The organism is Streptococcus pseudopneumoniae (assembly GCF_001073085.1).
Taxonomy (GTDB): domain Bacteria; phylum Bacillota; class Bacilli; order Lactobacillales; family Streptococcaceae; genus Streptococcus; species Streptococcus pseudopneumoniae_M.
The window spans coordinates 35,975-49,855 of record NZ_JVFV01000032.1 but is presented as its reverse complement, the minus strand read 5'-3'; the positions used below and the strand labels follow the sequence as shown (position 1 = coordinate 49,855).

The window sequence follows — 13,881 nt, the reverse complement described above, 5'->3', positions numbered from 1 at the left end:
GTTTAGATATGAAAAATAAAGGAATCATTTATGTATTGAGCATTTTACTAGCCATTATCTTGCTGGGAGGTTGCTCGGTTGTAGGTACTTATAACGGTCTTGTCTCCGAACAGACCAAGGTAGAACAAGCTCAAGCAAATGTAGCGACAGCCCTCCAACGTCGTTCAGACTTGATTGGAAATCTGGTAGAGTCTGTAAAGGGACAAATGAACCATGAGACAGAGGTCTTCACCCAGATTGCAGAAGCACGTGCAAAAATTGGGAATGGCTCTGTTACTTCAAAGGAAAACCAAGAGGCTCAAGGTGAGTTGAGTTCAGCTATTTCACGCCTGCTTGTGTTGACAGAAAACTATCCTGAGCTTAAGAGCAATCAAAATGTGGAACAACTCATGACGGAGTTGGCTGGAAGCGAAAATCGTATTTTTGTAGCCCGCAAGGATTACAACCAGGCAGCAACTGACTACAATCAAAAATTAAGAAGCTTCCCAACTGTTCTCTTTGCTAATATGATGAACTTTAAAGAAGCAGAAACCTTCAAAGAAAGCGAAGAAGCCAAGACAGCTCCAAAGGTTGATTTTAGTACTTCTACATCAAAACAGTAGAGGGGCCGTTTATTTCTAAGAATTGCAAGATCTGGAAACTACTTTCCAGGTCTTTTTGCTATAATAAAAATAGGAAACAGTTCTGGAGGTGATGAGATGGAGAAGTTGCTACAATTGTTGATTTTAGTGCCCTATTTTTTCTTTTTTAGTTGGCAAAGGAAGGCACGACCAGGAAGAAAACACTTTTCATTCCTTTACTATTTTTACTGGATTTATTTACCTCTCATGGCCTTGTTTAGTCTAGCTTTCACTCTTTTTTCGCTAGTCTTATTTAACTTTATTTTACTAGAACCCAAGGATTTAGCTAGGTGGTTGATATGGATAGTTTTAGTCTTTTTATCCTTACTCAATGACTGGATAGTTTATACTTGTCTAAAATTTATGAATAAGTTACGATTGGAAAAGAAGAAATCCAGTCTTCCTTGAAAGAAATGGGCAAGCTTTTACCTAATAGAAAATGATGGCAATTTTTTCATGGATAAACTAGCTAGAAGCATTAATGAAGAAAACTAGACTCGGAATAGGAATTTTAAGGGAACTAATCACCTTGATTAGCCCTTTTTTGCCCTAAGGGAAAACGGAATATTTCTTGAAAAAAATGGGCAAATATGCTACAATAAAAAGAACATTCTAAAATATTCAGAATTTAAAGTAAGGAAAAAAATGGCAAATTTACTAAAAACAATCATCGAAAATGATAAAGGGGAACTTCGCCGCCTAGAAAAGATGGCTGATAAAGTCCTCAAATACGAAGATGAAATGGCTGCTTTGACAGACGAGCAGTTGCAAGCTAAGACAGAAGAATTTAAGCAACGCTATCAAAATGGTGAGACTCTTGACCAACTTTTGTATGAGGCGTTTGCTGTTGTACGCGAGGGAGCTAAGCGTGTTCTTGGTCTTTTCCCGTATAAGGTTCAGGTTATGGGGGGAATCGTTCTTCACCATGGTGACGTTCCTGAGATGCGTACTGGTGAGGGGAAAACCTTGACAGCGACAATGCCTGTTTACCTAAACGCCCTTTCAGGTAAAGGTGTACACGTAGTTACGGTCAATGAGTATCTATCAGAACGTGACGCGACTGAGATGGGTGAGTTGTACTCATGGCTTGGTTTGTCAGTAGGGATCAACTTGGCAGCCAAATCTCCAATGGAGAAAAAAGAAGCTTATGAGTGTGATATCACATACTCAACCAACTCAGAAATCGGATTTGACTACCTCCGTGATAACATGGTTGTTCGTGCGGAGAATATGGTTCAACGTCCACTCAACTACGCCTTGGTCGATGAGGTAGACTCTATCTTGATTGACGAAGCTCGTACTCCTTTGATCGTTTCAGGAGCCAATGCAGTTGAAACTAGCCAACTCTACCATATGGCGGACCATTTTGTGAAGTCTTTGGATAAGGATGACTATATCATTGATATTCAGTCTAAGACAATTGGTTTATCTGATTCTGGTATTGACAAGGCTGAAAGCTACTTCAAACTAGAAAATCTCTACGATATCGAAAACGTAGCCTTGACTCACTTTATCGACAATGCCCTTCGTGCTAACTACATTATGATTCTTGATATTGACTATGTGGTCAGCGAAGAACAAGAAATCTTGATTGTCGACCAATTTACAGGTCGTACCATGGAAGGTCGTCGTTACTCTGATGGTTTGCACCAAGCGATTGAAGCTAAAGAAGGTGTGCCAATCCAAGATGAGACCAAAACATCAGCATCGATTACCTACCAAAACCTTTTCCGTATGTATAAAAAATTGGCAGGTATGACAGGTACTGGTAAAACAGAAGAAGAAGAATTCCGCGAAATCTACAACATTCGTGTTATTCCAATTCCTACTAACCGTCCGATCCAACGTATTGACCATTCAGACCTTCTTTACGCTAGTCTCGATGCAAAATTCAAGGCTGTGGTAGAAGATGTTAAGGCGCGTTACCAAAAAGGTCAACCTGTCTTGGTAGGTACTGTTGCCGTTGAAACCAGTGATTTTCTTTCTAAGAAATTGGTTGAAGCAGGCGTACCTCACGAAGTATTGAATGCTAAAAACCACTACAGAGAAGCGCAAATCATCATGAATGCTGGTCAACGTGGTGCGATCACTATCGCAACCAACATGGCCGGTCGTGGTACTGATATTAAGCTTGGTGAAGGTGTTCGTGAACTTGGTGGACTTTGTGTCATTGGTACAGAACGCCATGAAAGTCGTCGTATCGATAACCAGCTTCGTGGACGTTCAGGACGTCAAGGAGACCCAGGGGAGTCACAATTCTACCTTTCTCTGGAAGATGATTTGATGAAACGTTTCGGTTCAGAGCGCTTGAAGGGTGTCTTTGAACGTCTCAATATGTCAGACGAAGCGATCAAATCTCGTATGTTGACACGTCAGGTTGAAGCAGCACAAAAACGTGTTGAAGGAAACAACTACGACACACGTAAACAAGTCCTTCAATACGATGATGTCATGCGTGAGCAACGTGAGATTATCTACTCACAACGTTACGATGTCATCACTGCTGATCGCGACTTGGCTCCTGAGATTCATGCAATGATTAAACGCACTATTAATCGTGTTGTTGATAATCATGCGCGTGCTAAACAAGATGAAAAACTAGAAGCTATCTTGAATTTTGCAAGATATAACTTGCTTCCAGAAGATTCAATTTCACTTTCAGACCTAGAAGGTTTGTCAGACCAAGCGATCAAAGATGAACTTTACCAACGTGCCTTGAAAGTCTACGATAGTCAAGTTGCTAAACTTCGTGATGAGGAAGCTGTTAAAGAATTCCAAAAAGTCTTGATCCTACGTGTTGTAGATAACAAGTGGACAGACCATATCGATGCTCTTGATCAGTTGCGTAATGCTGTTGGTCTCCGTGGTTATGCTCAGAATAACCCTGTCGTTGAGTATCAAGCAGAAGGTTTCCGTATGTTTAATGATATGATTGGTTCCATTGAGTTTGATGTGACCCGTTTGATGATGAAAGCACAAATTCATGAACAAGAGCGTCCACAAGCAGAGCGTCATATCAGTACGACAGCTACTCGTAATATTGCTGCGCAACAGACTGAGCTTCCTGCAGATTTGGATCTTAGCCAAGTTAAGCGTAACGACTTGTGCCCATGTGGTTCTGGTAAGAAATTTAAAAACTGTCATGGTAAACGACGTTAAAATTGACTAATTTTCAGGCGGATGCCTAGTGAAAAGTGAATTTTCGCTTGGCGTCCGTTTGCTTTATAAGGAGATGAATAATGGTATTTACAGCAAAAAGCCCTAAAATTAATATTGAAGAAGTTCGTAGTTTATCTAAATTAGAAGGACAAGCACTGGCTAATAAACAACAACGCGATCAAGAACTTGAAGCGATTATTCGTGGTGAAGATCAACGCATTTTGTTGGTGATTGGTCCTTGTTCATCTGACAATGAAGAAGCAGTTCTCGAATATGCTAAGCGTTTGGCAAAACTGCAAGAAGAAGTCAAAGACCGCGTCTTTATGGTCATGCGCGTCTACACTGCTAAACCACGTACTAATGGTGATGGCTATAAGGGCTTGATTCACCAACCAAATGCCAAAGAAGCACCTAGTCTCATCAATGGGATCAAGGCGGTTCGTCACCTGCATTACCGTGTTATTTCTGAAACAGGAATGACGACAGCGGATGAAATGTTGTACCCAGAAAACCTTCCTCTGGTAGATGACTTGATTTCTTATATGGCTGTTGGAGCTCGTTCGGTTGAAGACCAACAACACCGTTTTGTAGCTAGTGGAGCGGATTTTGCGACAGGTTTTAAAAATCCAACGTCTGGAAATCTCAATGTCATGTTCAACGGTATTTATGCAGCGCAAAACAAGCAGAGTTTCCTTTTCCTAGGAAAAGAAGTCGAAACTACTGGAAATCCTCTATCCCATGCCATTCTCCGTGGTGCCCTCAACGAATACGGGAAAAATATCCCTAACTACTACTATGATAATTTGATGGATACCATTGCCCAGTATGAAAAGATGGGCCTTGAAAATCCATTTATCATCATTGATACCAACCATGATAACTCAGGAAAGCAGTATATGGATCAGATTCGCATCGTTCGTCAGACCTTGATTAACCGCGATTGGAATGAAAAGATTAAAAAATATGTTCGTGGATTCATGATTGAGTCTTATCTAGAAGACGGTCGTCAAAATGAACCAGAGGTCTTTGGAAAATCTATCACCGATCCATGTCTAGGATGGGAAAATACTGAGGCTCTTGTGCGCGAAATCTACCAAAGACTAGGAGAATAATATGGCATTTATTGAAAAAGGTCAAGAAATCGATATTGAAGCGATTAAGGCGGAAACACGGCTATCTGCAGAAACCTTGCAACATAAGGAAAGCCGAGACCAAGAACTAGCAGATATCCTTTCAGGTAAGGATGATCGTATCCTTTTGGTCATTGGGCCTTGTTCGTCTGATAATGAAGAAGCAGTCCTAGAGTATGCCCGTCGTTTGGCAGACTTGCAGAAAAAAGTGGCAGATAAGATTTTCATGGTTATGCGTGTTTACACGGCCAAACCACGTACCAATGGAGATGGCTACAAGGGCTTGGTTCATCAGCCAGATACTTCTAAAGCTCCAAGCTTGATTAATGGTTTGCAGGCTGTTCGTCAGCTTCATTATCGGGTAATTACAGAAACTGGATTGACTACAGCGGATGAAATGCTTTATCCATCCAATCTAGTTTTAGTTGACGACTTGGTAAGCTACCATGCCGTGGGTGCGCGCTCAGTAGAAGACCAAGAACACCGTTTTGTAGCTTCAGGGATTGATGCACCAGTGGGGATGAAAAATCCAACCTCAGGAAATCTATCTGTTATGTTTAATGCCATCTATGCTGCACAAAACAAGCAAACATTTCTTTACCATGGACAAGAAGTTGAGACTTCAGGTAATCCCCTGGCCCACGTTATCCTTCGTGGAGCTATGAATGAATATGGGAAGAATGAACCAAACTTCTACTATGAAACTCTCTTAGATGCTATCGGCCGTTACGAGTCTATGGGGCTTGAAAATCCTTTTATCATGATTGATACTAACCATGATAATTCAGGCAAGCAATATATGGAGCAAGTTCGAATTGTTCGTCAGGCTCTGCTCAATCGTGACTGGAATGAAAAGATCAAGAAGACAGTTCGAGGTTTCATGATTGAATCTTACTTGGCAGATGGTCGCCAAAATCAACCAGAAATCTTTGGTTGTTCTATTACAGACCCATGTCTAGGATGGGAAAACACAGTAGCCTTGGTAGAAGAAATCTATACTACCTTAACAAAATAAGTGAAAAGGATGGAGTTGGGGGAACCTCAACTCTTTTTGACGAAAATGATAGTTGGACACGGAATCGATATCGAAGCATTAGCTTCCATACAACATGCAGTTGAAAAAAGAGAAGGCTTTGCGCAGCGTGTTTTGACAGACAAGGAATTGAAGCGCTTTGTCAGTCTCAAAGGTCGTAGACAGATTGAGTATTTGGCTGGTCGTTGGTCAGCTAAAGAGGCTTTCTCAAAGGCTATGGGAACGGGAATTGGGAAGTTGGGCTTTCAAGACTTGGAAATCTTGAACAATGAAAGAGGTGCTCCCTACTTCAGCAAATCCCCGTTTTCAGGAAAAGTTTGGCTATCTATCAGCCATACAGATCAGTTTGTGACAGCTAGTGTTATTTTGGAGGAAGATTATGAAAACTAGTCCACATAGACCAACCAAGGCCCTTATTCATCTAGAAGCAATTCGCTACAATATCCAACAAATGGGAGCGCACATTCCCCAAGATACCCTCAAATGGGCAGTTGTAAAAGCCAATGCCTATGGACACGGAGCGGTTGCTGTTGCAACAGCTATCCAGGATGACGTTGATGGTTTTTGCGTTTCTAATATCGATGAAGCCATCGAGCTTCGTCAGGCAGGAATTTCTAAGAAGATTCTTATTTTAGGAGTATCTGAGGTTGAATCTCTTTCATTGGCTAAGGACTTTGATATTACCTTGACAGTGGCTGGGGTGGAATGGATCCAGAAACTCATAGCCACAGAGTCAGACTTATCAGGTTTAACTGTTCACCTTAAAATTGACTCAGGTATGGGACGGATTGGTTTTAGAAGTGCAAGCGAGGCTGAAGAAGCTCAAACTTTACTCAAGGAGCATGGAGCAAATGTTGAGGGAATCTTTACACACTTTGCAACTGCTGATGAAGAGTCGGATAGCTATTTTAAGGAACAGTTAGAGTGTTTCAAGGAAATACTTGCTGGCTTGCAAGAAGTACCAGAATTGGTTCATGCTAGTAACTCCGCAACGACTCTATGGCATGCAGAAACTATTTTCAGTGCTGTTCGCATGGGAGATTCCATGTATGGTCTCAATCCAAGTGGACAAGTTTTGGAATTGCCTTATGAACTAAAACCAGCCTTAACTTTGGAGTCAGCTATTGTTCATGTTAAAACAGTCCCAGCTGGGGCTTGTATGGGTTACGGAGCAACTTATCAAGCAGACGGTGAGCAAGTCATTGCAACGGTACCGATAGGTTATGCAGATGGTTGGACACGAGATATGCAGAATTTCTCAGTTCTGGTAGATGGACAATTGTGCCCCATCGTAGGACGTGTATCCATGGACCAAATCACGGTTCGTTTGCCTAAGCTTTATCCATTGGGTACCAAGGTAACCTTGATTGGTGCAGATGGTGATCAAGAAATTACTGCAACAGATGTAGCAGTCTACCGAGGAACGATCAATTATGAGGTAGTTTGTCTCCTCAGTGATCGAATTCCGAGAGAATATTATTAAAAAACAGAAGGAAAGGAGAGTAGCATGAATTTACATCAACCCTTGCATGTCTTACCAGGAGTAGGACCTAAATCAGCAGAAAAATATGCCAAACTAGGAATTGAAAATCTGCAAGACCTCTTGCTCTACTTTCCTTTCCGTTATGAAGATTTTAAGACCAAGCAGGTGCTAGAACTAGAAGATGGCGAGAAGGCGGTTCTGTCTGGTCAGGTAGTAACGCCAGCTAGTGTTCAGTATTATGGATTTAAGCGCAATCGTCTTCGCTTTAGCCTTAAACAGGGAGAGGTTGTTTTTGCGGTTAACTTCTTTAACCAACCCTACCTAGCTGACAAGATTGAACTAGGAGCAACCTTGGCTGTCTTTGGAAAGTGGGATCGTGCTAAAGCTAGTCTCACAGGCATGAAGGTTTTAGCCCAAGTGGAGGATGATCTCCAACCGGTCTATCGTCTCGCACAAGGAGTTAGTCAAGCAGGCCTTGTTAAAGTCATTAAAACCGCCTTTGACCAGGGTCTAGATCTCTTGATAGAGGAAAATATCCCTCAGTCCTTGCTCGATAAATACAAACTCATGTCTCGCTGTCAGGCTGTTCGTGCCATGCATTTTCCTAAGGATTTAGCAGAATACAAACAGGCCCTTCGTCGAATCAAGTTTGAGGAGCTCTTTTATTTCCAAATGCAATTACAGACCCTCAAGTCTGAAAATAAGATTCACGGAAGTGGATTGGTCCTGAATTGGTCCCAGGAAAAACTAACTGCCGTTAAAGAGAAATTGCCTTTTGCCTTAACCAAAGCCCAAGAAAAAAGCCTACAAGAAATCCTGACAGATATGAAGTCGGACCAACACATGAATCGACTCTTACAAGGGGATGTTGGTAGTGGGAAGACAGTGGTTGCGGGTCTAGCGATGTACGCGGCTGTAACGGCTGGTTATCAGGCGGCTCTAATGGTTCCAACAGAGATCCTTGCAGAGCAGCATTCTGAAAGTCTAGAAAGTCTCTTTCCAGATTTGAAACTAGCCCTCCTAACAGGTTCACTGAAAGCTGCAGAAAAACGCACGGTTTTGGAAACGATTGCCAAGGGCGAGGTTGATGTGATCGTCGGTACCCATGCCCTCATACAGGATGGGGTGGAATACGCTCGACTTGGTTTGATAATCATCGATGAACAACACCGATTTGGTGTGGGACAAAGGCGTATTTTACGGGAAAAAGGAGAAAATCCAGATGTCCTCATGATGACGGCAACTCCGATTCCACGGACCTTAGCCATCACCGCCTTTGGAGATATGGATGTTTCCATTATTGACCAGATGCCAGCGGGACGAAAACCAATCGTAACACGCTGGATCAAGCATGAACAACTGCCCCAGGTCTTGACTTGGTTAGAGAGTGAGATTCAGAAAGGCTCCCAAGCCTATGTCATTTCGCCCCTGATTGAAGAATCTGAAGCCCTGGATCTTAAAAATGCTATTGCTTTATCGGAAGAATTGACGGCTCATTTTGCAGAAAAAGCAAAAGTTGCTCTCTTACACGGTAAGATGAAGAGTGATGAAAAAGACCAGATTATGCAGGATTTCAAAGAGAGAAAAACAGATATTCTGGTTTCGACAACGGTTATCGAGGTTGGGGTCAATGTGCCAAATGCGACGGTTATGATTATCATGGATGCTGATCGTTTTGGGCTTAGTCAACTCCATCAGCTTCGGGGTCGTGTAGGCCGTGGGGATAAGCAGTCCTATGCGGTACTTGTAGCCAATCCCAAAACTGACTCTGGAAAGGATCGCATGCGCATCATGACGGAAACGACTAATGGATTTGTCCTTGCAGAGGAAGATTTGAAAATGCGTGGCTCTGGTGAGATTTTTGGAACCAGACAGTCAGGTCTACCAGAGTTTCAAGTGGCTGATATTATCGAAGATTTTCCGATTCTTGAGGAAGCGCGTAAGGTAGCTGGTTATATCAGCTCTCTTCCTAACTGGCAGGAGGACCCAGAGTGGCATATGATTGTCCTAAATCTAGAAAAGAAAGAACATTTAGATTAAGCTTTCTCTAAGAAAATCTTAAGTTTGCTTTTAGGGTTATTGCCTATACTAGAGTCATCAAAAAGAAACGAGGACTCTCACATGACAATGACGATTAAAGTAAATTATCAAAAAAAATTTCAAGAAGTAGTAAAGGCAGACAAGCTTGCTACAAAATAGTAGTTATTAAGGGCGATAGAGCCCTTTTTAAATACTTGCTTTATACTCTTCAAAAATCAAATTCAAACCACGTCAGCTTCGCCTTGCCGTACTAGAGTACAGCCTTCGGCTAGCTTTCTAGTTTGCTCTTTGATTTTCATTGAGTATTAGGCGAAATATGCTAGATTTTTAGTAGATAGAATCGGCAGAATCACGCTATACCAATTTTTATTCTTGACAAGTAAAAGAAACAAGTATATACTGTTTTTGCTGATTCTGCAAAGCGAGAATTAGACTATACCAATTTAAGGGGAAAGCACAGCTTGTCTGTGTCGTATATACTATGTGTGGAATTGTTGGTGTTGTTGGAAACACAAATGCAACTGATATTTTGATTCAAGGGCTTGAAAAGCTCGAATACCGTGGTTATGATTCTGCGGGAATTTTTGTCCTAGGTGGTGCTGAAAACCATTTGGTGAAGGCTGTTGGTCGTATTGCAGAATTGTCTGCTAAGACTGCTGGCGTTGAGGGGACAACTGGTATTGGACATACTCGTTGGGCCACTCACGGTAAACCAACAGAAGACAATGCTCACCCACATCGCTCTGAGACAGGACGTTTTGTATTGGTCCACAATGGGGTGATTGAAAATTATCTTGAAATCAAGGAAGACTACCTTGCAGGACACCACTTCAAGGGACAAACAGATACAGAAATCGCTGTACACTTGATTGGAAAATTTGTTGAAGAAGACGGCATGTCAGTACTTGAAGCCTTTAAAAAAGCTCTTCACATTATCCGTGGTTCTTATGCCTTCGCTTTGATCGACTCTGAAAATTCAGATGTCATCTATGTGGCTAAGAACAAATCACCACTTTTGATTGGTCTTGGAGATGGTTACAACATGGTCTGCTCAGATGCCATGGCCATGATTCGTGAAACCAACCAATACATGGAAATCCATGACCAAGAGTTGGTAATCGTGAAAGCTGATAGCATTGAAGTTCAAGACTATGATGGAAATCGTCGTGAGCGTGCTAGCTACACTGCTGAACTTGATTTATCAGATATCGGTAAGGGAACTTACCCTTACTACATGCTCAAGGAAATCGATGAGCAGCCAACGGTGATGCGTAAACTCATCCAAGCCTACACTAATGAGGCTGGTCAAGTAGTGGTAGATCCTGCTATCATCAAGGCTGTTCAAGAGGCAGACCGCCTCTACATTCTAGCAGCTGGGACTTCTTACCACGCAGGATTTGCTTCTAAGAAAATGTTGGAAGAATTGACAGATACGCCAGTTGAACTTGGTATCTCATCTGAGTGGGGCTACGGTATGCCACTTCTCAGCAAGAAACCACTCTTCATCTTTATCAGCCAATCTGGTGAAACAGCTGATAGCCGTCAAGTATTGGTCAAGGCCAATGAAATGGGAATTCCAAGCTTGACAGTGACAAATGTGCCAGGATCAACTCTGTCACGTGAAGCTCACCATACCATGCTTCTTCACGCAGGTCCTGAAATTGCCGTAGCGTCAACTAAGGCTTATACAGCCCAAATCGCAGCTCTTGCCTTCCTTGCGAAAGCGGTCGGTGAAGCAAATGGCAATGAAAAAGCCAAAGCTTTCGATTTGGTTCACGAATTGTCTATCGTGGCTCAGTCTATCGAATCAACTCTCTCAGAAAAAGAATTGATTGATAGCAAGGTGCGTGATCTTCTTGAAACAACACGTAACGCCTTTTATATCGGACGTGGTCAAGATTACTACGTAGCCATGGAAGCCAGTCTCAAGCTCAAAGAAATCTCTTACATCCAATGTGAAGGTTTTGCGGCTGGAGAGCTCAAGCACGGAACTATTGCTTTGATTGAAGAAGGAACGCCTGTATTGGCCCTCTTGTCAGACCCGGTTCTTGCTAATCACACTCGCGGAAATATCCAAGAAGTGGCAGCACGTGGCGCTAAGGTCCTTACTATTGCAGAAGAAAATGTTGCTAAAGATACCGATGATGTTGTCCTTACGACCGTACACCCTTACCTCTCACCAATCTCAATGGTCGTACCAACACAATTGGTCGCTTACTTTGCAACCCTACACCGTGGACTCGACGTGGACAAGCCACGTAATCTTGCTAAGTCAGTAACGGTAGAATAAACCCAAAGTTTAAATCATAAGAAAAAGTGAACTAAATAGTTTTCTGGAAATCAGAATGCTGTCTTGTTCACTTTTTTTGTATACTTAATGAAAATCAATGACTAAACTAGTTCTCTTGTGTAGATATCTCCAAGCATCGCTTTGAGGTTCTAGATAAGAGTGACACAGTCAGTCTCATTATACCAATTTGATATTGTAGAGAAAACGGATCAAGATCTCAGCCAAGATAGTTCAAGTCAAGATTGAAGAGGATTGATTCATACTCTTCGAAAATCTCTTCAAACCGCGTCAACGTCGCCTTGCCGTATATATGTTACTGACTTCGTCAGTTCTATCTACAACCTCAAAGCAGTGCTTTGAGCAACCTGCGGCTAGTTTGCTCTTTGATTTTCATTGAGTATCACTCCTTTTAAGAATTCATGAGAAATAAATCTAAAATTAAATGTTATCCCAGTTTCTATTAAAATTAGAATTCTTTTTGAAAGCTATGCTTGTGAAAGACCGGAAAGCTATAAAAAAACTCTAAGAGCTGGACGATAAGGATCCAACTCTTAGAGGAGTGAGTGTCGTATTTTACTTGCGATATAAACGATCGTATTGGTAGTAAGGATCAAAGGTTACATTGATTCCTAGTTTGCGAAGAACATTTTTGTCTTCGTCTGTTAGGATAATTGTAGAGTGAGCTTCGCTTCCTTTGAGATTTCCGAGTTCTTTCATGGCACGATCTGCATCAGGATTCTGCATAGCTGTGATTGCAAGTGCGATAAGGATTTCATTTGAGTGGAGTCGGGGATTGCGACTACCCAAGTGATTGATTTTCAAACCTTGGATTGGTTTCACCACTTCTGGTTCAATTAATTTTGTTTCAGCATTGATGTTAGCTGATTTCTTGATTGCATTGATCAAAGCAGCGGCTGTTGGACCAAAGAGTTCTGAGTTCTTACCAGTAACGATTTCACCAGAAGGTAATTCAAGAGCTAGAGCAGGTCCGCCTGTTTCTTCTGCTTTTTGACGTGCGGCAACAGCAACCTTTCTATCAGCTGGTGTGATACCTAGGTCATTCATGAGAAGCTCAATCTTCTTCACAGCAGTTTCACCGACTTTTTCAGCCTTGAAATCAAGAACAGTTTGATAGTAGCGGCGGATAATTTCCTGTTTAGATGCTTCAATGGCAGCGTCGTTATCAGTGATTGCAAAGCCAACCATATTGACACCCATGTCAGTTGGAGATGCATAAGGAGACTCCCCCAAGATACGTTCCAGCATACGCTTAAGGACAGGGAAAATTTCAATGTCGCGGTTGTAGTTGACTGTGGTTTCTCCATAGGTTTGGAGATGGAATGGGTCAATCATGTTGACATCATCTAGGTCTGCTGTAGCAGCTTCATAAGCCAAGTTGACTGGGTGATGAAGTGGGAGATTCCAAACTGGGAAGGTTTCAAATTTGGCATAACCAGACTTGATACCATTGATTTGGTCGTGGTACATGTTAGACATACAAGTTGCCAACTTACCTGAACCAGGCCCAGGAGCAGTCACGACAATCAAGTTACGACTAGTTTTGATATAGTCGTTTTTCCCCATACCTTCAGGAGAAATGATGTGATCCATATCTGTCGGATACCCCTTGATAGGGTAGTGGAGATAAGAGTCGATACCATTTTTCTCTAATTGATTACGGAAGGCATCAGCTGCCGGTTGGCCTGCATATTGAGTAATGACGACTGAACCGACAAAGATACCGAGTTCATTGAATTTATCGATCAAACGAAGCACTTCTTGGTCGTAAGAAATGCCCAAGTCTCCACGAGCTTTTGAGTGCTCGATATTGCTAGCGTTGATAGCAATGACAACTTCGACTTGTTCTTTCAATTCTTGCAAGAGTTTGATTTTGTTATCTGGTTCATATCCAGGAAGGACACGAGCAGCGTGGAAATCTTCTAACATTTTGCCACCAAACTCCAAGTAGAGTTTGCCGTCAAATTGGTTGATGCGCTCCAAGATATGGTCGCGTTGTAGATTTAAATATTGTTCAGAACTAAAAGCTTGTTTTTTCATTTTTTTACCTCTGACCTCTATTATATAAAAAAAATAGAAGATAAGAAACAACGGAGGTTCGAAATAAG

At 41.9% G+C, this 13,881-nt stretch carries 9 protein-coding genes; 8 read left to right on the top strand and 1 reads right to left on the bottom strand.

What is annotated here, in order from left to right; all coding sequences use genetic code 11:
• The first annotated feature begins 8 nt into the window (after nt 1–8).
• The 8 genes from ADH90_RS06815 (at nt 9) to glmS (ending at nt 11,755) form a co-directional block, all read left to right on the top strand.
• The gene (locus tag ADH90_RS06815; RefSeq protein ID WP_000790850.1) at nt 9–602 is read left to right on the top strand and encodes a LemA family protein; all 594 of its coding nucleotides are present in this window, start codon (nt 9–11) and stop codon (nt 600–602) included.
• 663 nt (nt 603–1,265) lie between these two features.
• On the top strand, nt 1,266–3,779 hold the full coding sequence (gene secA / locus ADH90_RS06805) for a preprotein translocase subunit SecA (protein ID WP_049530552.1): 2,514 nt from the start codon (nt 1,266–1,268) through the stop codon (nt 3,777–3,779).
• An 80-nt stretch (nt 3,780–3,859) separates the two neighbouring features.
• Nucleotides 3,860–4,891, top strand: coding sequence for a 3-deoxy-7-phosphoheptulonate synthase (locus ADH90_RS06800; protein WP_000232201.1), 1,032 nt, complete (start codon nt 3,860–3,862; stop codon nt 4,889–4,891).
• A gap of 1 nt (nt 4,892) precedes the next feature.
• Nucleotides 4,893–5,924, top strand: coding sequence for a 3-deoxy-7-phosphoheptulonate synthase (locus tag ADH90_RS06795; protein WP_049530551.1), 1,032 nt, complete (start codon nt 4,893–4,895; stop codon nt 5,922–5,924).
• A gap of 45 nt (nt 5,925–5,969) precedes the next feature.
• Nucleotides 5,970–6,332 (top strand): holo-ACP synthase, encoded by a 363-nt coding sequence (gene acpS, locus ADH90_RS06790; RefSeq protein WP_049503983.1) that lies wholly within the window; start codon nt 5,970–5,972, stop codon nt 6,330–6,332.
• Nucleotides 6,322–7,425, top strand: a complete 1,104-nt coding sequence (gene alr / locus ADH90_RS06785; protein WP_049530550.1) for an alanine racemase — start codon at nt 6,322–6,324, stop codon at nt 7,423–7,425. Before acpS ends, alr begins: the two co-directional genes overlap by 11 nt.
• A gap of 24 nt (nt 7,426–7,449) precedes the next feature.
• The gene (recG, locus tag ADH90_RS06780; RefSeq protein WP_049530549.1) at nt 7,450–9,465 is read left to right on the top strand and encodes an ATP-dependent DNA helicase RecG; all 2,016 of its coding nucleotides are present in this window, start codon (nt 7,450–7,452) and stop codon (nt 9,463–9,465) included.
• A gap of 481 nt (nt 9,466–9,946) precedes the next feature.
• Nucleotides 9,947–11,755: a glutamine--fructose-6-phosphate transaminase (isomerizing) gene (gene glmS, locus ADH90_RS06775; protein WP_049530547.1), complete on the top strand. Its 1,809-nt coding sequence runs from the start codon at nt 9,947–9,949 to the stop codon at nt 11,753–11,755.
• Nucleotides 11,756–12,328: 573 nt separating this feature from the next.
• Here glmS and ADH90_RS06765 read toward each other — a convergent pair.
• Nucleotides 12,329–13,813 carry a DUF1846 domain-containing protein gene (locus tag ADH90_RS06765; RefSeq protein ID WP_049503931.1) on the bottom strand — a complete coding sequence of 495 codons (1,485 nt, stop codon included), beginning with the start codon at nt 13,811–13,813 and terminating at the stop codon, nt 12,329–12,331.
• Nucleotides 13,814–13,881 lie beyond the last annotated feature (68 nt).

Bases quoted from the DNA above. Each gene is read 5' to 3' on its own strand.
- ADH90_RS06815 (WP_000790850.1), top strand. From the start codon at position 9: ATGAAAAATAAAGGAATCATTTATGTATTGAGCATTTTACTAGCCATT.
- secA (WP_049530552.1), top strand. From the start codon at position 1,266: ATGGCAAATTTACTAAAAACAATCATCGAAAATGATAAAGGGGAACTT.
- ADH90_RS06800 (WP_000232201.1), top strand. From the start codon at position 3,860: ATGGTATTTACAGCAAAAAGCCCTAAAATTAATATTGAAGAAGTTCGT.
- ADH90_RS06795 (WP_049530551.1), top strand. From the start codon at position 4,893: ATGGCATTTATTGAAAAAGGTCAAGAAATCGATATTGAAGCGATTAAG.
- acpS (WP_049503983.1), top strand. From the start codon at position 5,970: ATGATAGTTGGACACGGAATCGATATCGAAGCATTAGCTTCCATACAA.
- alr (WP_049530550.1), top strand. From the start codon at position 6,322: ATGAAAACTAGTCCACATAGACCAACCAAGGCCCTTATTCATCTAGAA.
- recG (WP_049530549.1), top strand. From the start codon at position 7,450: ATGAATTTACATCAACCCTTGCATGTCTTACCAGGAGTAGGACCTAAA.
- glmS (WP_049530547.1), top strand. From the start codon at position 9,947: ATGTGTGGAATTGTTGGTGTTGTTGGAAACACAAATGCAACTGATATT.
- ADH90_RS06765 (WP_049503931.1), bottom strand. From the start codon at position 13,813: ATGAAAAAACAAGCTTTTAGTTCTGAACAATATTTAAATCTACAACGC.